General features: G+C 66.2%; 11 protein-coding genes. 9 read left to right on the forward strand and 2 right to left on the reverse strand.

All coding sequences use genetic code 11. The annotated features are described in order from the left end of the window. Positions 1–5: 5 nt before the first annotated feature. A complete protein-coding gene (locus tag NGM99_RS03790; RefSeq protein ID WP_252816162.1) occupies positions 6–290 on the forward strand; it encodes an HPr family phosphocarrier protein in 285 nt (94 codons plus the stop codon). 51 nt (positions 291–341) lie between these two features. Here NGM99_RS03790 and NGM99_RS03795 read toward each other — a convergent pair whose 3' ends face one another. Beyond that, the gene (locus NGM99_RS03795; protein ID WP_252816164.1) at positions 342–1,982 is read right to left on the reverse strand and encodes an aq_1923 C-terminal domain; all 1,641 of its coding nucleotides are present in this window, start codon (positions 1,980–1,982) and stop codon (positions 342–344) included. 228 nt (positions 1,983–2,210) lie between these two features. On the opposite strand from NGM99_RS03795, the gene ahcY reads away from it, so the two are divergent. The 7 genes from ahcY (at position 2,211) to trxA (ending at position 15,738) form a co-directional block, all read left to right on the forward strand. Then, positions 2,211–3,608, forward strand: a complete 1,398-nt coding sequence (gene ahcY / locus NGM99_RS03800; protein ID WP_252816165.1) for an adenosylhomocysteinase — start codon at positions 2,211–2,213, stop codon at positions 3,606–3,608. A 252-nt stretch (positions 3,609–3,860) separates the two neighbouring features. After that, positions 3,861–6,419 carry a sensor histidine kinase gene (locus tag NGM99_RS03805; protein WP_252816166.1) on the forward strand — a complete coding sequence of 853 codons (2,559 nt, stop codon included), beginning with the start codon at positions 3,861–3,863 and terminating at the stop codon, positions 6,417–6,419. A gap of 8 nt (positions 6,420–6,427) precedes the next feature. Next, positions 6,428–7,912, forward strand: a complete 1,485-nt coding sequence (gene tsaE, locus NGM99_RS03810; RefSeq protein WP_252816167.1) for a tRNA (adenosine(37)-N6)-threonylcarbamoyltransferase complex ATPase subunit type 1 TsaE — start codon at positions 6,428–6,430, stop codon at positions 7,910–7,912. Next, positions 7,909–8,640: a nucleotidyltransferase family protein gene (locus NGM99_RS03815; protein ID WP_252816168.1), complete on the forward strand. Its 732-nt coding sequence runs from the start codon at positions 7,909–7,911 to the stop codon at positions 8,638–8,640. The genes tsaE and NGM99_RS03815 overlap by 4 nt, the downstream gene beginning before the upstream one ends. After that, positions 8,637–11,762, forward strand: coding sequence for a double-strand break repair protein AddB (gene addB / locus NGM99_RS03820; protein WP_252816169.1), 3,126 nt, complete (start codon positions 8,637–8,639; stop codon positions 11,760–11,762). The genes NGM99_RS03815 and addB overlap by 4 nt, the downstream gene beginning before the upstream one ends. Continuing rightward, the gene (addA, locus tag NGM99_RS03825) at positions 11,759–15,316 is read left to right on the forward strand and encodes a double-strand break repair helicase AddA (protein ID WP_252816170.1); all 3,558 of its coding nucleotides are present in this window, start codon (positions 11,759–11,761) and stop codon (positions 15,314–15,316) included. Before addB ends, addA begins: the two co-directional genes overlap by 4 nt. A gap of 101 nt (positions 15,317–15,417) precedes the next feature. Next, positions 15,418–15,738, forward strand: a complete 321-nt coding sequence (trxA, locus tag NGM99_RS03830; RefSeq protein WP_252816172.1) for a thioredoxin — start codon at positions 15,418–15,420, stop codon at positions 15,736–15,738. A gap of 475 nt (positions 15,739–16,213) precedes the next feature. Here trxA and pncA read toward each other — a convergent pair whose 3' ends face one another. After that, a complete protein-coding gene (pncA, locus tag NGM99_RS03835) occupies positions 16,214–16,813 on the reverse strand; it encodes a bifunctional nicotinamidase/pyrazinamidase (RefSeq protein WP_252816174.1) in 600 nt (199 codons plus the stop codon). A gap of 292 nt (positions 16,814–17,105) precedes the next feature. Between pncA and NGM99_RS03840 the strand changes: the two genes are divergently transcribed. Continuing rightward, on the forward strand, positions 17,106–17,930 hold the full coding sequence (locus NGM99_RS03840) for a ferredoxin--NADP reductase (protein ID WP_252816176.1): 825 nt from the start codon (positions 17,106–17,108) through the stop codon (positions 17,928–17,930). Positions 17,931–17,963 lie beyond the last annotated feature (33 nt).

The following is a 17,963-nucleotide window of genomic DNA, read 5'->3' on the forward strand; positions in this document are numbered from 1 at the left end:
CGACGATGACCGGTTCCGACCCGATCACCCGCGAATTCCCGATCATCAACCAGCGCGGCCTGCATGCCCGCGCCTCCGCCAAGTTCATTCAGGTGGCAGGAGCCTTTCAGTCCGAGATCAGCGTCGAGCGCGACGGCATGAAAGTGGGCGGCACCTCGATCATGGGCCTGATGATGCTGGCCGCGGCGCAGGGCACGTCCGTCGTCGTTTCCGCGAGCGGCCCGGACGCGGACGATGCCATCCGCGCCATCGGCGATCTCATCCTGTCCAAGTTCGGCGAAGAGGCTTGAGGTTTCGCTTGGGCGGGTGACCGCCCGAACGGACCGAAACCGGTCTCGGCTTCACGGTTTCGCCTGCTCGCCGCTCTGCGCCTTGTAGGCATCCCAGAGCGCGGAGGCGCGGGCGCGGGCAGCATCCGTTTCGAGCGTGATGCGGCCTTCTTGCCCAGCGCGCGCGAGATCGTCGCGCAAACGGGCGGCGGGCTTGTCGCCAGCGGCGGATGCGATCAGCGCGACCGCATAGGCTTCCGTCATGTCGCGCGGGGCGCTGCGGCCTTCATAGGCGTCGAAGGCGAGCGCGCGCAGGCGACTCGGGCTGAAGGTCGAAACCGTTTCGGGCGTGAGTGGCGCGAGCGCCTTGCCCTGATCGGTGCGCTCGCGGAAATAGCGGCCGGCTTCCCGTTCCGCCGTCTGGCGTTCGTTCGCGCTCAGGTCCTTGTCGGCTGAAGCGAGCGTGGCATCCGACACATCCGCGCCGAGCGCGCGGGCGACGAGCAGGAATTGCAGAAGCGAAACGCGCTCGCTCTCACCGAGCGCGGGCAGCGGGCGATTGCCCGAATGGCTGCCCAGCGCGCGCACCGCATCGAGATTGCCGTTGTTTGCCAGCGTGAGCAGCCCGCGAACGCCCGCCGCCTCGTCCTGGATCGCGCCCTGCCCGCTCAGAAGCGCGCGTGCGGCGGCGAGCGGATCGCCCGAGCCATCGAGCGAGACGGTTTCGACGCGTGCCGGCGCGGGACTGACGACCGACGGGTTCAGCTCGGCCACGGTTGCCTTGCTGATCATGCCGGCCTGAAAGCGCTCCAGCGGAACGGGCTTGGACGGGTCGAGCGTGATGCGGATCGAATCCTTGTTGTCGAGAAAGCTTTGGATGGCCTTCGACCATTCCTGCGCTTTGGCGCGCAGGGCGGGATCCTCGCCGCCGGGCAACCCGTCCACGCTCGGCGCCAAGCCCATCGCCACCATCGCACCGAAGCCCGCGCGCATCTCGTCGGGCGTCACCCCTTGCGATTGCGCCGAAACATCGATCACCGCATCGAGCAGGCCGGCATCGCGATAGGTGACCGAGGAAGCGCGCAGGGTGCCGAGGATCTTCGGCGGCTGGCTGGACACGCCGGTCTCGGGCAGGGTTTCGAGACTGTCGATCGCCGCTTCGCCCGGCTCGCCGAGCGGCACCAGCACATGGAAGCCGTCGAGCATGCCCTCGGCTTCGATGCTGCCGAGCTTGGGGAAATCCATCTGGACGGCGACCGCATAGGCCGCGCGCGCATTGTCGGTGCGGTAATCGACGGTCACGTCGCCTTCCACGGTTTGCAGCCCGAGCCGGTCGAGACCGGCGCGCAAGGGCGGCGGCAGGGACAGGTTCTTGGTATCGACCACCAACCCTTGCAATTGCGTGACGTTTTCGTCGGCGCGCAGGCGTTCCACACTGGCATTGAATTGGTCTCGGCTGATGCGCAGGTCTTCCACCACGAAGCTTTCCGTCACCGGATCGTAGTGCCGCCCTTCATAGGTGATCTCGGCAAAGGAGCGGGCGATCAGGATGCCGAAGTCGAAGGCCGCCGGCGCGTAAGGCAACAGCATCGCGCGCAGGCCTTTCTCACCATCGAAGCGGGGCGCGGGGTCCTGCGCCCACGCCGCTTGCGGCAAACAGGTGCTCAAGGCGAGCAAGGCAGGGACAGCCACGCGACGGACAGTTGGGCGCATTCGAGACCTTTGCATTGGATGGCGACGGGCAAACTGGCGCGTGATGTACAGCTTTTCAACCCGAACCTTTCGGGCTCGGGCTCGAGCCGTCATATAAAGGCATCTTTATATCTTCTTGTGTCGGTGCGTCCTCTCTGCTATGTCGCGGGCGACGTCGCCCGCCCACCGCTCACGAAGCGTGCCGCATTCGGCCGGCTGGCGCGAAGAATTCAGCGAAACGGAGCTTCCATGGCTGAGCCAGACTTCCACGTTGCCGATATCAAGCTGGCCGATTGGGGCCGCAAGGAAATCGAGATCGCCGAAACCGAGATGCCCGGCCTGATGGCCGCGCGCGAGGAGTTCGGGCCCTCGCAGCCCTTGAAGGGCGCGCGCATTTCGGGCTCGCTCCACATGACGATCCAGACAGCGGTGCTGATCGAGACGCTGAAAGTGCTGGGCGCGGATGTGCGCTGGGCGTCCTGCAACATCTTCTCGACGCAGGACCATGCGGCGGCGGCGATTGCGGCCGGCGGCACGCCGGTCTTCGCCGTCAAGGGCGAGACGCTCGAGGAATATTGGCGCTACACCGACCAGATCTTCCAGTGGACCGATGGCGGTCCCACCAACATGATCCTCGACGATGGCGGCGACGCCACGATGTATATCCTGATCGGCGCGCGCGCTGAAGCCGGCGAGGATGTGCTGTCCAATCCGGGTTCGGAAGAGGAAGAGATCCTGTTCGCCCAGATCAAGACCCGCATGAGCCAAACGCCCGGCTTCTTCACGAAGCAGCGCGAGGCGATCCGCGGCGTGACGGAAGAAACCACCACCGGCGTCAACCGCCTCTACCAGCTCCAGAAGCGCGGCCTGCTGCCGTTTCCGGCGATCAACGTCAACGACTCGGTCACCAAGTCGAAGTTCGACAACAAGTATGGCTGCAAGGAATCACTCGTCGACGGCATCCGCCGCGGCACCGACGTGATGATGGCCGGCAAGGTCGCCGTCGTTTGCGGCTATGGCGATGTGGGCAAGGGTTCTGCCGCCTCGCTTTCGGGGGCAGGTGCTCGCGTGAAGGTGACGGAAGTCGATCCGATCTGCGCGCTGCAGGCGGCGATGGACGGTTTCGAAGTCGTGACGCTGGAAGACGCGGCGCCCACCGCCGACATCGTGATCACCACCACCGGCAACAAGGACGTGGTGACGCTCGACCATATGCGCTCGCTCAAGGACATGGCGATCGTCGGCAATATCGGCCACTTCGACAACGAGATTCAGGTGGCGGGTCTGCGCAATCTGAAATGGACCAACGTCAAGCCGCAGGTGGATATGATCACCTTCGCTGATGGCAAGCGCATGATCCTCCTGTCGGAAGGCCGCCTGCTCAATCTCGGCAATGCGACGGGGCATCCGTCCTTCGTGATGTCGGCCTCCTTCACCAACCAGGTTCTGGCGCAGATCGAGCTCTGGACCAAGCAGGGCGACTACGAGAACAAGGTCTATGTGCTGCCCAAGCACCTCGACGAGAAGGTCGCGCGTTTGCACCTCGACAAGCTGGGCGCGAAGCTCACCAATCTGTCCGACGAACAGGCCGCCTATATCGGCGTGACGCCGCAGGGCCCGTTCAAGGCGGAACATTATCGGTACTAAACGGGCGGTCCGGACTGCCCGCTCAGAAATCTAGGGATTGATCGCCGGCAAAAGGCCGGGGCTCCATGGGCCCCGGCCTTTTGGCTGAGGTGTTGCCCATTTGGCCTAGGCGTCATCTTCTCCGAATATTAACCTTGTTATCTGATTCTTGGGGATAGCCTGTTCAGGGGGTTGGACAGGTCCGCGCAAGCGGAATCGTCATGTTTTCCGACTTTTCGGAAAACTGTTGGGCAACGGAAAAAAGGAGCGGGGATGCCGGGGCAACCGTCGGGCAGATGGATGGATGCCGACGGCACGACGCCTGAACGGAGCATCCGCACGCGGCTGAAAGCCTGGGGCCGCCGCGTTCTGCCCTTGCCGAGCCTGCTCCTGGGTTCCACCGCGCTCGCAGCCCTTGGCCACATGCCGCATGCCCATGCGCAGGGCGCAACCACCATCGGCGGCATTTCGATGACCACCGTCGATGTGATCCAGCTCGCGATGCTGGTCGGCGCGATGGGCGCGGCACTCATCCTCGCCGTCTGGCTCATTCGCGAGCGCGGCGTTCTCGCTGCCGAAAACACCGCGATGCGCGGGCGGCTCGCCGACATGCACGCCAACCTGTCGCGCGCGGAAGCGCTTCTCAACCTGCGCGACCAGCGCATCGTCGTCTGGGCGAACGAGCACAAGAACCGCAAGCCGGAAGTGGTCGGCAATCTGGCCCTTTCCTCCGGCGCGCCGGACGACCGCGCGACCTTCCTCGCCTTCGGCCGCTGGCTGAGCCCGCGCTCGGCGGCCCAGCTCGACCAGGCGGTGAGCCTCCTGCGCGAGCGCGGCACGCCCTTCGATTTCGTGGCGGAAAGCCAGCTCGGCGCACCCTTCGAGGTGAATGGACGCCGCAACGCGGCCTATTCGATCCTGCGCGTGACGGCACTCGGCGAAGCGCGGCTGAGCGAAGCGCGCCTGCGCGCCGAGAACCAGCGGCTCAATGCCGATCTCGAAAACATGCTGGGCCTGCTCGATGCGCTCGACATGCCGTTCTGGGTGCGCGAAGGCGATAACCGTCTGCGCTGGGTCAACCAGGCCTATGCCAAGGCCGTGGAAGCGCCGAGCACGCAAGGTGTTCTGGCCGAAGCCAAGGAGTTCCTCGGCACGCAGGCGCGCGAAACCATTGCAGAGGAACACCGCAAGTCGCCGGTCTATGTCGGCAAGCTCTCGACCGTCGTGGACGGCGACCGCCGCCAGTTCGCGGTGACGGATTACGCCGGAACGAACGGCTCGGCCGGCATCGCCACCGACATGAGCGGCACGGAAGCGATCCGGGTCGAATATGAGCGCACCCTGCGCTCGCACACCGACACGCTCGACCAGCTGACCACGGCGGTCGCCACCTTCGACGAAAACATGCGCCTGCGCTTCTTCAACCAGGCTTTCGCCAAGCTCTGGGATCTCGACGCGGGCTATCTCGAAAGCGCGCCCGACAATGCGCTTTTCCTCGATCGGCTGCGCACCGAAGGCCGCATTCCCGAGCAGCCCGAATGGCGGCGCTGGAAGGACAATCTGCTGGCCTCCTATCGCGCCGTGGAGCCGCAGGAGCACTGGTGGCACCTGCCAGACAACCGGACCTTGCGCGTGGTCGCCAACCCGCAGGCCAAGGGCGGCGTGACCTGGGTGTTCGAGAACGTCACCGAGCGCATGGATCTCGAAAGCCGCTACAACACGGCCCTTCGCGTGCAGGGCGAGACGCTGGACAACCTGGCCGAAGGTGTGGCCGTGTTCGGCCCCGATGGGCGCGGCAAGCTGTTCAATCCGGCTTTCGCCACGCTCTGGAAGCTCGACGCGCTCGAGCCCGGCACGCACGTCGCCACCTTGCGCGCCCACTGCGACGCGTTGGTGGCAGGCACGAGCCCGTGGAGCGGCTTCGTCGCCTCCGTCACCGGCTATGACGAGGAGCGCCGCGACCGCAACGGCCAGTGCGAGCTGCGCGACGGCACCGCCCTTCGCTTTGCGGTCATTCACCTGCCCAACGGGCAGGTGATGATGACCTTCGTCGATGTCACCGACAGCGTGAACGTGGAACGTGCGCTGAAGGACAAGAACGATGCGCTGGAGCGCGCCGACCAGCTCAAGAACGATTTCGTGCAGCACGTGTCCTACGAGCTGCGCTCGCCGCTGACCAACATCATCGGCTTCACCGATCTGCTCTCGCTGCCGACCACCGGCCCGCTGACGGAGCGCCAGCGCGAATATGTCGGCCATATCGGCACCTCGTCCACGCAGCTGATCACGATCGTCAACGACATTCTCGATCTCGCGACCGTCGATGCCGGCATCATGGAGCTGGAGATCGCGCCGGTGCGCGTGGCCGAAACCGTGAAGGCCGCGAGCGATCTGGTGGCGGAGCGGCTGGCCGAGCATGGTATCGTGCTCAAGCTCGACCTGTCGCAGGCGCCGCAAAGCTTCCTCGGCGACGAAACGCGCATCCGCCAGATTCTCTACAACCTCCTGTCCAACGCCGCGAACTATGCGCCGGAAAACAGCGCGGTGGTGATCGCCGTGCAGGAAACGCGCGACGGCGTGGCCTTTGCCGTGCACGACAACGGCCCCGGCATGGCGCCAGACGTGCTCGACACCGTGTTCCGCCGCTTCGAAAGCCATGCCAATGGGGGCCGCCGGCGCGGGGCTGGCCTGGGGCTTTCCGTGGTGAAGAGCTTCGTCGAGCTGCATGGCGGCACGGTGCGCATCGATTCCAGCGAGACGCGCGGCACCACCGTCACCTGCTTCTTTCCCTCCGTGCCGCGCGCGAGCGGCCATTCGGAAGCCGCCGAGTAAAACCCGAAGTGACCATCGAGCTTCCCGACGAGGCGGCCACCCAGCGTCTGGGCGAGGACATCGCGGCCGTGATCCGCGCAGGCGACGTGCTGGCGCTGCAAGGGGACTTGGGCAGCGGCAAGTCCACGCTCGCCCGCGCGCTGATCCGGGCACTGGCCGACGAGCCCGATCTCGACGTGCCGAGCCCGACCTTCACGCTGGTGCAGACCTACGGGACGACACCGGCAATCGCCCATTTCGACCTTTACCGCCTCGGCCACCCGGAGGAACTGGGAGAGCTGGGACTGGGGGAGGACGCGCAGGAGGGGGCAGCACTCGTCGAGTGGCCCGAACGCGCTGAAGGCACCCTGCCGCCCGGCACGGTGACGCTGTCGCTGTCCGAGTATGGCGAAGGGCGAATAGCCGCGCTATCGGGCGAGGGCTCGTTCCGCGACCGAATCGAACGCTCGCTGTTGGCGCGCCGCTTTCTCGATGCGTCGGGCTGGGAGCGCGCCACGCGGCGGAGGCTGACGGCGGATGCTTCTGCGCGCACCTATGATGTGGTGCGCAAGGCGGGCCGGGAGCCGGTGCTGCTGATGAACTCGCTGCCGCTGGTGCTCGGTCCCGTGATCCGCGACGGCAAGGCCTATGCGGAGATCGCGCACTCCTCGCGCACGGTGCATGCTTTCGTGGCCGTCGATGAGGCGCTGGCGCAAGCCGGCATTCGCGTACCCGAGATCGTCGCGCAGGATGTGGCGAACGGCTTCCTTCTGCTCGAGATCCTCGGCTCGGAAGGCATCCTCGATGCTGACGGCCAGCCGATCCCAGAGCGCTACGAGGCAGCAGGCGCGCTTTTGGCGAAAATCCATGAGCGCGACTGGTCGCCGGAAATCCATGCGAAGGCCGGTTTCACCTACACGATCCCACCTTATGACCGGGACGCGCTGCTGATCGAGACGGAATTGTTGCTCGACTGGTTCATCCCCTGGCGCGACGGCAAGCCGGCCTCGGCTGAACTGCGCGCAGCGTTCAAGGCCGAGTGGAACCGTCTCATCACGCGGCTCGAAGCCACCGAGCAGAGCCTGGTGCTGCGCGATCACCAGTCGCCCAACACGTTCTGGCTGGCGGACCGCCAAGGCTCCGACCGCATCGCGCTGATCGATTTTCAGGACGCCCTGATCGGGCCAGCCGCCTATGACGTGGCTTCCATTGCGACCGACCCGCGCGTGACGATTTCCGAGGAACTGGAAGCGCAAGTCGTCGCGGCTTACGAGAAGGCACGCAACGGCTCGCCTCGTTTCGATCCCGAATCGTTTCGCGAGGCCTGCGCCATCTGCGCGGCGCAGCGGCACACGAAGATCCTCGGCATCTTCGTGCGCCTCAAGCTGCGGGACGGCAAGGACGGCTACATCGCTCATCTGCCGCGCATTCGCGACTATCTCCGCCGCGCGCTGAGGCATCCGGCCCTCACCGATCTGCGCGCGCTCTACCAGCGGGAAGGTATCCTGTCATGACGAAGCAGCCCATCCAGAATGCGATGGTGCTCGCGGCGGGCCTGGGCACGCGGATGCGGCCGATCACCGAGCATACGCCCAAGCCGCTCGTGGAAGTGGCCGGCAAGACGCTGCTCGACTGGGGCCTCGACGCGCTGGAAGAAGCGGGCATCGAACTGGCGGTGGTCAACGTCCATCATCTCGCGCCGAAGCTCGTGGCGCATCTCGCGAGACGTGAGAGCCCGCGCATTCTGGTGTCGGACGAGAGCGAGCAATTGCTGGATTCGGCCGGTGGCATCGTCAAGGCACTGCCGGTTCTTGGGGATAAGCCCTTCGCTCTCCTCAATGCGGACACTTTCTGGATCGATGGGCCCAGTTCCAGCCTTCAGCTTTTGTTTGGTGCCTGGGACCCCGCGCGCATGGACATTCTGCTCCTTCTCGCCGACCCGAACGCCGCCACCGGCCATTCCGGGTCGACCGATTTCCTCGTGGACGATGCGGGGAGGCTTTCGCGCGCCAATAACGATCCCGCCGGCATGATCTATGCGGGCGCCGCCGTGATCCATCCGCGCATCTTCGAGAGTGCCGCGCCCACGCCGCATTCGCTGAACCTTTATTTCGACCGTGCCATCGCTGGCGAAAGGCTCTACGGTCAGGCGATGGACGGCCATTGGATCACGGTCGGGACGCCCGACGCCATTCCGCTCGCGGAAGAAGCGATCCGGCGCGTGCGAGGTCTCGAGGCTTGAACGCCACGGGCGCCCCACGCGTCTTTTCCATCCCGCCGGGCGTTCCGTTTCTGGGCACCCTGGCGCGCGCTCTGGTCGAGGGCCGGCTGGTGCCGGGCTTCACGGCGTCGGACGACCCGCTCGCACTCGCCGATGCCACGATCTATGTGCCGACGCGCCGTGCCGCGCGCGAGTTGCGCAACGCATTCGCCAGCCTCTCGCCGGGCAAGTCCGCGATCCTGCCGACCGTGCGCGCGCTGGGCGAGTTCGAAGGCGAGGGGCTCGATCTGTCCGTGCCCGCCATTCTGGATGCCGCTCCGCCGATTCCTCATGTCGAGCGCCTGCTTTTGTTGGCGCCCCTGGTGCAGCGCTGGAAGGACTTTTTGCCCGACGCCGTGCGGACGATGTTTTCCGAAGATGTCGAGGTGCCGGTCTCGACGGCCGACGCCGTCTGGCTCGCGCGCGACCTCGCTTCGCTCATGGACGAGATCGAGTCCGAGGAAACGAGCTGGGCGAAGCTTGCCGATCTCGTCAGCGACGATCTCGGCGGCTGGTGGAAGGTCACGCTCGACTTTCTGCGTATCGTTTCCGAATCCTGGCCTGAAATCCTGCACGAGCGCGGCCAGGAAAACCCCGCGCGCCACCGCAACCGGCTGATCCGCCTCGAAGCGCTGCGGCTGGCCAATGGCGGGGCGAAGGGCCCGGTGATCGCGGCGGGCTCCACCGGCTCGAACCCGGCGGCGGCCGCTCTTCTCGCCACGGTCGCGCGCCTGCCGCAAGGGGCGGTCGTGCTGCCCGGTCTCGACGGCGAGCTGGACGAGGCTTCCGAGCGCGTGTTGAACGAGGAGCGTCCGGACGCCTCCGTGCTCGGCCACCCGCAATTCGGCCTGTCGAAGGTTCTGGCCCGCATGGGCGTGAAGCGCGGCGATGTGGAAGAGCTCGGCGCGCCGTCGGCCCCCTCGCGGTTGCGCGTGAAGGCCATCGGGGAGGCCTTGCGCCCGGCGGCGACCACCGACCAGTGGCCGGTGCGACACGCGGCCCTGCGGCCCGAGAACCTCGAAGACGCCTTCGCCGACGTGTGTCTGGTGGAAGCCGCCACCGAGCGCGACGAGGCCCTGGCCATCGCGATCGCGTTGCGTCAGGCCGTCAGCGAGCCTGAGCACACGGCGGCGCTTGCCACCGGCGACCGTGATCTGGCGCGGCGCGTGGCGGCCGAACTCGGCCGGTTCGGCATTCGTGCCGACGATTCCGGCGGCACGCCACTGTGCCGCACGCCGCCCGGCACGCTGTTGCAGCTGATGCTCGAAACCGCGTTTCGTCCCGGCGACCCGGTCTCGATCCTGTCTCTGCTCAAGCATCCGCTCCTGCTGCTCGGCCTCGACCGTGTGTCGGTGCGCCGCGCGAGCGAAACGATCGAGCTGATCGCCTTTCGCGGCGGGGCAGGGCGGCCCGACATTCTTACGCTGCGCGAGCTGTTCGACACGCGCCTCCAAGCCATTGCCGCTGCCGACCGCCAGCCTTTCTGGCTGCGCCGTCTGGATGCCAACCGCATCGAGGGGGCGCGCAAGGTGATCGCGCGGCTTGGCGAAGCCTTGGAACCGCTCGGCGACATCCGTGCCGGTGATTTCGCCGAGTTCCACGCCACGCTGCGCGCCTCGGTGGAAGCGCTGGAATGTTTAGGCCGCGGGTCCGACGGCGGGGTGGACGCGCTTTACGGCAACGATGCCGGCCGCGCGCTGGCGGCCTCCTTACGCGAACTCGTCGAAGCCGACCCGACCTTTGCCGTGCCCTCGCGCGAATGGCCCGATGTGATGGCCGCGATGCTGGCCGAAGCCGTGGTGCGCCCCGCCCCCGCCGCCGTGGACCGCCGCGTGCATATCTGGGGCCTGCTCGAAGCGCGCCTCCAGACGGTGGACACGCTGGTGGTGGGCGGGCTCAACGAGGGCTCGTGGCCGGCCAAGGCGCAGGCCGACCGCTTCATGTCGCGCTTCATGAAGAGCGGCATCGAACTGGAGCCTCCCGAGCGCCGCATCGGCCTGGCCGCGCATGATTTCGTGATGGCGGCAGGTGCTTCACATGTCGTGCTGACGCGTTCGGCGCGCTCTGGCGGTGCGCCGGCCGTGGCCTCGCGCTGGCTCCAGCGGCTTCTCACCTTTGTCGGCCCCGACACCAAGGCGGCGATGAAGGCACGTGGCGAACAGCTGCTGTCCTGGGCGCAGGAGATCGACGAGAGCGAGCGCATCGACTTCGAGAAGCGCCCGAGCCCCAGGCCGCCTGTCGACATGCGTCCCAAGCGCTTTTCGGTGACCGAGATCGAAACGCTGCGCCGCGACCCTTACGCGGTCTATGCCAAGCGCATCCTCAAGCTCGAAACCATGGACAAGCTCATCAGCGAACCGGGCCCGGCCGAGCGCGGCACGCTGTTCCACACGATCATGGACCGCTTCACGCGCAGCGAAATCGATGCGGGCGCGCCGGACGCCGAGGCACAGCTCCTCGCGATCGGCGCCCAGGCCTTTGCCGAGGCCGCCCTGCCGGAAGACGTCTATGCGCTCTGGTGGCCGCGCTTCGAGCGCATGGCCGGCGAAACGGTCGCCTGGGAGCGCGAGCGGACGGACGGGATCGCCGAGCGTCATTCCGAAATCCGCGCGGCGTCCGTTTCCGTGGGCCAGACCGGCGTGACCTTGAGCGGCCGTGCGGATCGCATCGACCTGATGCGCGATGGCACCGCCGAAATCCTCGACTTCAAGACCGGCACCTCGCCCTCCAAGAAGCAGGCGCATACGCTGCTCAGCCCGCAGATGGCGCTCGAAGGCGCGCTGTTGCGGCGCGGTGCGTTCGAGGCTCTGGGCAAGCGCGAGCCGAGCGACCTCACCTTCGTGCGGCTCAAGGCGAATGGCGATGTCGAGCCGGAATCGATCCTCGAACACAACCGCCAGCGCAAGGATGCGACGGCACTTTCCGAGGAAGCCTGGGAGCGGCTCGAAAAGCTGCTCGCGCATTACAACGATCCCGAGACCGGCTATCTGTCTCGCGCGCTGCCCTTCCGCGAGAACGACACGGATGGGGCTTACGATCACCTCGCACGTGTGCTCGAATGGTCGGCCGGCGGCGAGAATGACGGGGAAGGGGCCGAGGCATGAACGCCCGCGTTTCCGTCCCTTCCGATACGGTCGAGCGCCAGACGCTGGCTGCCGACCCGCGCAATTCGGTCTGGGTGTCGGCCAATGCCGGTTCGGGCAAGACGCATGTGCTCTCGCTTCGCGTCACGCGCCTGCTGCTCGGCGGCACGCTGCCCTCGAAGATCCTGTGCCTGACCTATACGCGGGCGGCCGCCGCCAACATGTCGAACCGCGTTTTCGGCCATCTCGCCGAATGGGCGATGCTGGATGACGAAAAGCTCGGGAGCCGCATCAAGGAACTTGAAGGCCGCGCGCCCTCGCCTGAAACGCTGCGGAAGGCCCGCCAGCTTTTCGCGAGCGCCCTCGAAACGCCGGGCGGGCTCAAGATCCAGACGATCCACGCCTTCTGCGAATCCGTGCTTCACCAGTTTCCGCTGGAAGCCAACATCGCCGCGCACTTCTCCATGCTCGACGGCAACATGGAAGCCGCCCTTTTCGCCGAGGCGCGGCGGCACCTGATCACCGGCTCGCTGCCGACTGCTGCCGATGCAGCACTCGCCGATGCCTTCGGCCACGCCATGGACTGCGCGGGCGAAGCCGGTCTCGAAGCGCTGCTTACCGAAATCATGAGCCGCCGCGACGGCTTGCGCCGCTTCATCGACCAGGGTGGCAACCCGCTTTATTCGGCCTTCGAGTTCGGCGCGAACGACGACTGCGCGGCGGTCGCGGGGGCGATCTGGCCCGATCCATATTTCCATCGCCGCATGGCCGACGATTTCCTCGCCCGCGCCCATGCCGCCGGCAAGGCCAACGCCAAGAAATTCGCCGAAAGCCTGATCGAGGCCTGCGACCAGCCCGACACCGAGAAGCGCCTCGACTGCTTGCGCCGCGCCTTCCTCACCAGGGGCAGCGACGGGCGCTGGCAGCCCAAGAAGCCCGAAGGCATCGCCTCCAAGGGCGTCGGCGAGTTCTTCGCAAGCTTTGCCGACGAGTTCGCGCGCATCGCAGACGGCATCCTGCGCCTCACCGACCGTTTGGCGCTGTTGCGCATGCTGCACGGCACGCGCGCCGCACTCCATTTGGCCGACCGGCTGCTCCATCGCTATGAGCGGCTGAAAAGCGGGCGCGGCTTCCTCGACTTCAACGACCTCATCACCCGTACGGCACGGCTTCTGGCGCGACCCGATGCGGGGCCGTGGGTGCAGTTCAAGCTCGACCAGGGCATCGACCACATCCTGCTCGACGAAGCGCAGGACACGAGCCCCGACCAGTGGGCGGTGGTGAGGCATCTGGCCGACGAGTTCTTCGCGGGCGAAGGCGCGCGGGGTTCGGCGCAGCGCACGCTGTTCGCGGTGGGCGACGAAAAGCAGTCGATCTATTCGTTCCAGGGTGCCGAGCCGCAATCCTTCACCGACACGCGCGACATCTTCGAGACCCGCGCGAAAGAGGCCGACAAGCGCTTCGCGCGCGTGGAGCTGCAATGGTCGTTCCGCTCGACAGCGGATGTGCTCAAGGCCGTCGATCACGTCTTCAAGGCCGAAACCGCCAAGCGCGGCCTGACGCGCTACCCCGAGCCCATCGACCACAAGGCGGTGCGCGAGGGGCAGGCGGGCTATGTCGAGCTTTGGCCCTCGCTCGGGCCCGAGGATGTCGAGGAGCCCGACGATTGGGCAGCGAGCATCGACCACGCCAAGGCGCCTGCCGCGCGGCTGGCCGAGAACATCGCCAAGACCGTGAAGGCGTGGATCGAAAGCGGTGACCGCATCGAGGGCCGCGACCGCCCCTTCACGGCGGGCGATGTGATGGTGCTGGTGCGCAAGCGCGACAGCTTCGTCCATGCGCTGTCGCGCTCGCTGAAAGAGCGCGGCATCGCAGTGGCCGGTGCCGACCGCATTTCGCTGCCCGCCCATATCGCGGTGAAGGACCTGCTCGCGCTCGGCCGCTTCATCCTCCAGCCCGAGGACGACCTGTCGCTCGCGTCCCTTCTGCGCTCGCCGGTCTTCGCGCTTAGCGAGGACCAGCTTTTCGCGCTCGCCGCGCACCGCCCCGAGGGTCAGTCGCTCGGTCAGGCCCTGCGGCAGGGCGCGGCGGGAAACCCGCATCTGATGACGGTCGCGGCGCAACTGGCGCTCTGGACCAACGAGGCGGCGTTCAAGCCGGTGTTCGAGTTCTATGCCGGCGTGCTCGGCCGCGACGGCGTGCGCCGCAAGATGATCGCGCGGCTGGGCCACGAGGCGGGCGAGATCCTCGACGAGTTCATGTCCTTCTGCCTCGATTCCGAAAAGGCCGGGCAAAGCGGGTTGCAGGCGTTTCTGGCAGCGCTCGACCAGTCGGCGCCCGACATCAAGCGCGAGATGGACCAGAGCCGGCCCGAAGTGCGGATCATGACCGTGCACGCCGCCAAGGGCTTGGAGGCCCCGGTCGTGTTTCTGGTGGATGGTGGCAGCGCGCCCTTTTCCGACGGCCACATGCCGCGCCTGATGCCGCTCGACCCGCCGCGCAAAGGCGACTGGGCGGGCAAGGGCTATCTCTGGCGCTTCAGCAAGGATGTCGGCAACGAGGTGACGCGGACCATCGGCGCGGGCTTCAAGGAGCGCGCCGACGACGAATATCGCCGCCTGCTCTATGTCGGCATGACGCGCGCCGAGGACCGGCTGATCGTATGCGGCTATCACGGCAAGCGCGGCCCCCATGCGGATGGCTGGCACACGCTGGTGTCGAATGGCTTGGCGAGTTCGGGGCAGTTAGAGGAACGCCAGTGCGGCGTGACGGGCGAAACCCTGCAGCGCTTCCGTGTGAGCGCCGACAAGCCAGCGGAAAGCCGTGCCCCTTCGGTGGCGGAGCCCGCAAGGCCGCAGCGGCAGAGGATCGTTCTGCCTCCGAATCTATTCGCCGATCTGCCGCCACCCCCGCCTCTGCCGCGACCGCTCGCCCCATCGGGAGCGGTGGCGAGCGTCGAGGTGGACGAGGGTGGCGAGGTAATCGCGGGCCGCTCGCCGGTGCTCGACGCCGATCCGGGCCCGAGTCTCGCGATTGCGCGGGGCCTCGCCTTTCACCGGCTGATCGAGGTCCTGCCCGACCTGTCCCCTTCCGAGCGCCGCCCCGCCGCCGAGCGCTATCTCGAGCGCGTGGGCGCGAACTGGCATCCGGTCGAGCGGGCGAAGATGCTCAAAGCCATTGAGGCCGTGCTCGACGCGCCCGAGTTGAAGGCGCTGTGGGGCGAGAATTCGCGCGCGGAAGTGGCGATCACCGGCACGGTCGATGTGAAGGGCGCGCCCCGCGCGGTGTCGGGCAAGATCGATCGTCTCGCGGTGGGGGTGGATGAGGTGCTGATCGTCGATTTCAAGACGAGCCGCCCGGCACCCCTCGGCATCAACGAACTGCCGCCTGCCTATATCGCGCAACTCGCGCTCTACCGCGCGCTGTTGCAGCCGCTTTATCCGGGCCGCCGGCTTTCGGCCACGCTGGTCTTCACCGAAGCCGCCCGTGTGATCGCGGTGCCCGAGGAGCGGATGGACGCGATGCTGGCCGAACTGGCGACGACCGAACTGGGGACAGGCAACGAACCCGCTTGAAAGCGTCTGTCGCCATCCCACATTGAAGCATGACAGTTCTTAACCCTCACACCATATGGAGTGTCCGTCTCGGTGTGAGGCACAACAGTAAGGGAAATCCCATGGCAACCGTGAAGGTCGACAAGAGCAATTTCGAACAGAGCGTTCTCCAGTCCTCGGAGCCGGTCGTGGTGGATTTCTGGGCCGAATGGTGCGGCCCCTGCAAGATGATCGCCCCGGCACTCGAGGAAATCTCCTCGGAACTCGCCGGCAAGGTGAAGATCGCCAAGCTCAACATCGACGAAAACCAGGAACTCGCCGCCCAGTTCGGCGTGCGCTCGATCCCGACCTTGATGATGTTCAAGAACGGCGAAGTGGCCGACATGAAGGTCGGCGCGCTGCCCAAGACGGCCCTCTCGCACTGGATCAACGGCGCGGCCTGAGGGTTGCGAAGATTTGAAGGAAGAGCCCGGCCGATGTGCCGGGCTTTTTTTGCTTGGTTTTGAGCGTCGTGGCTTGCCGCTTGCTCACCCCCACCCCTTACCCCTCCCCACAGGTGGGAGGGGAGACGTCATCGTTGCGTTCAGCCTCTGAAGCGTGGCGCCTAGCGTGAAGGATAGAGTGCAGCGCTCATGTCTACCCCTCCTCCTTGTGGGGAGGGGTAAGGGGTGGGGGTGACATCTCCATCAGACTCGACGCTTCGGCGCTTGCTTACCTTCATCGGCGGCGATGCGGAGAGGGAACGGCATGGATTCTCGGCTCAAGGCCGAGAATGACGAAGCGGAAGTGGAGGTGTTGGTTGCAATCGCCAAGGTGGGAGGTTGGCGCTTTACCCTTTTCCAATCGTCATTCTCGGCCTTGAGCCGAGAATCCATGCCGTGAGGGCCGCGCACCGCTGACCGTCCAGATCGACGCCCCTCAATCCACCTTGACGCCCGCCCCCCGCATTTCACCCATCATCGTCTCCACCGACCCGTTCAGGTCGATCCCCCGGCAGGCGTCGAGCTTGACGGTCACGCTGAAACCGAGCTTGCGCGCATCGAGTGCCGAATAGGCGACGCAATAGTCGGTTGCGAGGCCGACCAGCGTGAGCTTGTCCAGGCCCCGTTCGCGCAGGTAGCCGCCCAGACCTGTGGGCGTCGTGCGGTCGTTTTCGAAAAAGGCCGAATAGCTGTCGATCCGGGGACGGAAGCCCTTGCGGACCACGAGTTCGGCTTTGTCCCAGCGAAGTGCTGGATGAAACGCAGCGCCCTCCGTGCCGATCACGCAGTGGTCGGGCCAGAGCGTCTGCTCGCCGTAAGCCATCGTGACGCTTTCGAACCGGGCCTTGCCCGGATGGGAGGAGGCGAAGCTCTGGTGGCCGGCGGGATGCCAGTCCTGCGTCAGGATCACATGGGGGAAGACCTCGATCAGCGCGTTGACGAGGGGCACGATCGCGTCGCCCTCCGACACGGCCAGCGCGCCGCCGGGGCAGAAATCGTTCTGCATGTCGATGACGATCAGCGCTTCGCGGCTCATGAGGGGCTCCTGCTCTTCAAAGAAGGGATAGGCTCTGTGTGCAACGCGAAAGGGATGGGATCAACCGGCTTGCTGCTGGTCGGGAACGTGGCAGAGAATAGCGATATCCGCGCCGTTTCTTCTGAAAGGCACAAAGCCGAACGGCTATTCTCCCGCTAACGATTTGTTTGGCATTGCATTTCGCCAAACCGTCTTGATCGCGCAACCCTTCTTGCGCTAACCAGCCCTCTTGCGCCCAGCCCCGCGTTTTGCGCGGGCCGCCCGGCAAGCATCCACTTCGAGGTTTCCCATTATGCAGTCATCCGCCGCGGCCGTCAGCCAGCCCGAAACTGCGCCTGCGATTCCCGCCGGTGTCCATGCCGAAACCGTGGTGTCGGTGAAGCATTACACCGACCGTCTTTTCTCGTTCCGCATCACGCGGCCGCAGTCGTTGCGCTTCCGCTCGGGCGAGTTCGTGATGATCGGCCTGCCCGGCGGCGAGGGCAAGCCGTTGTTCCGCGCCTATTCGGTGGCAAGCCCGGCCTGGGACGAGGAGCTGGAATTCTATTCGATCAAGGTGCCGGACGGTCCGCTGACCTCCAAGCTGCAGAAGATCCAGCCCGGCGACACGATCCTGCTGCGCCCGCGCTCGACCGGCACGCTGGTCACCGACGCGCTTCTGCCGGGCCGCCGTCTGTTTCTGTTCTCCACCGGCACCGGCATCGCGCCCTTCGCTTCCATCCTGCGCGATCCCGACACCTACGAGAAGTTCGACCAGATCATCCTGACCCAGACCGTGCGCGAGCGCGCCGAACTGGCTTACGGCGAGGAACTGGCGCACCAGCTGGCCGAAGACCCGCTGATCGGCGAACTGACCGCAGGCCGCGTGCACACCTATATGACCACCACGCGCGAGATCTCGCCCCGTACGGGCCGCATCACCGCGCTGATCGAATCCGGCACGCTGTTCACCGATCTCGATATCGCCCCGCTCGATCCCGAGCACGACCGCGGCATGATCTGCGGGTCCATGCATATGCTGAAGGACATCAAGGCATTGCTGGAATCGCGCGGCTTCGAGGAAGGTTCCCTGAACAAGCCGGGCACCTTCGTGGTGGAACGCGCCTTCGTGGATTGAGGAGCGCCGCTCGGGGTTCTTTGCGGGGTAGTT

Source organism: Mesorhizobium liriopis (genome assembly GCF_024053505.1).
GTDB classification, from domain to species: Bacteria; Pseudomonadota; Alphaproteobacteria; order Rhizobiales; family Rhizobiaceae; genus Mesorhizobium_B; species Mesorhizobium_B liriopis.

Coding starts and splice junctions, on each gene's coding strand:
- NGM99_RS03795 (WP_252816164.1), bottom strand. CDS start 1,982: ATGCGCCCAACTGTCCGTCGCGTGGCTGTCCCTGCCTTGCTCGCCTTG.
- NGM99_RS03790 (WP_252816162.1), top strand. CDS start 6: ATGACCGGTTCCGACCCGATCACCCGCGAATTCCCGATCATCAACCAG.
- addA (WP_252816170.1), top strand. CDS start 11,759: ATGAACGCCCGCGTTTCCGTCCCTTCCGATACGGTCGAGCGCCAGACG.
- trxA (WP_252816172.1), top strand. CDS start 15,418: ATGGCAACCGTGAAGGTCGACAAGAGCAATTTCGAACAGAGCGTTCTC.
- ahcY (WP_252816165.1), top strand. CDS start 2,211: ATGGCTGAGCCAGACTTCCACGTTGCCGATATCAAGCTGGCCGATTGG.
- NGM99_RS03815 (WP_252816168.1), top strand. CDS start 7,909: ATGACGAAGCAGCCCATCCAGAATGCGATGGTGCTCGCGGCGGGCCTG.
- NGM99_RS03840 (WP_252816176.1), top strand. CDS start 17,106: ATGCAGTCATCCGCCGCGGCCGTCAGCCAGCCCGAAACTGCGCCTGCG.
- NGM99_RS03805 (WP_252816166.1), top strand. CDS start 3,861: ATGCCGGGGCAACCGTCGGGCAGATGGATGGATGCCGACGGCACGACG.
- pncA (WP_252816174.1), bottom strand. CDS start 16,813: ATGAGCCGCGAAGCGCTGATCGTCATCGACATGCAGAACGATTTCTGC.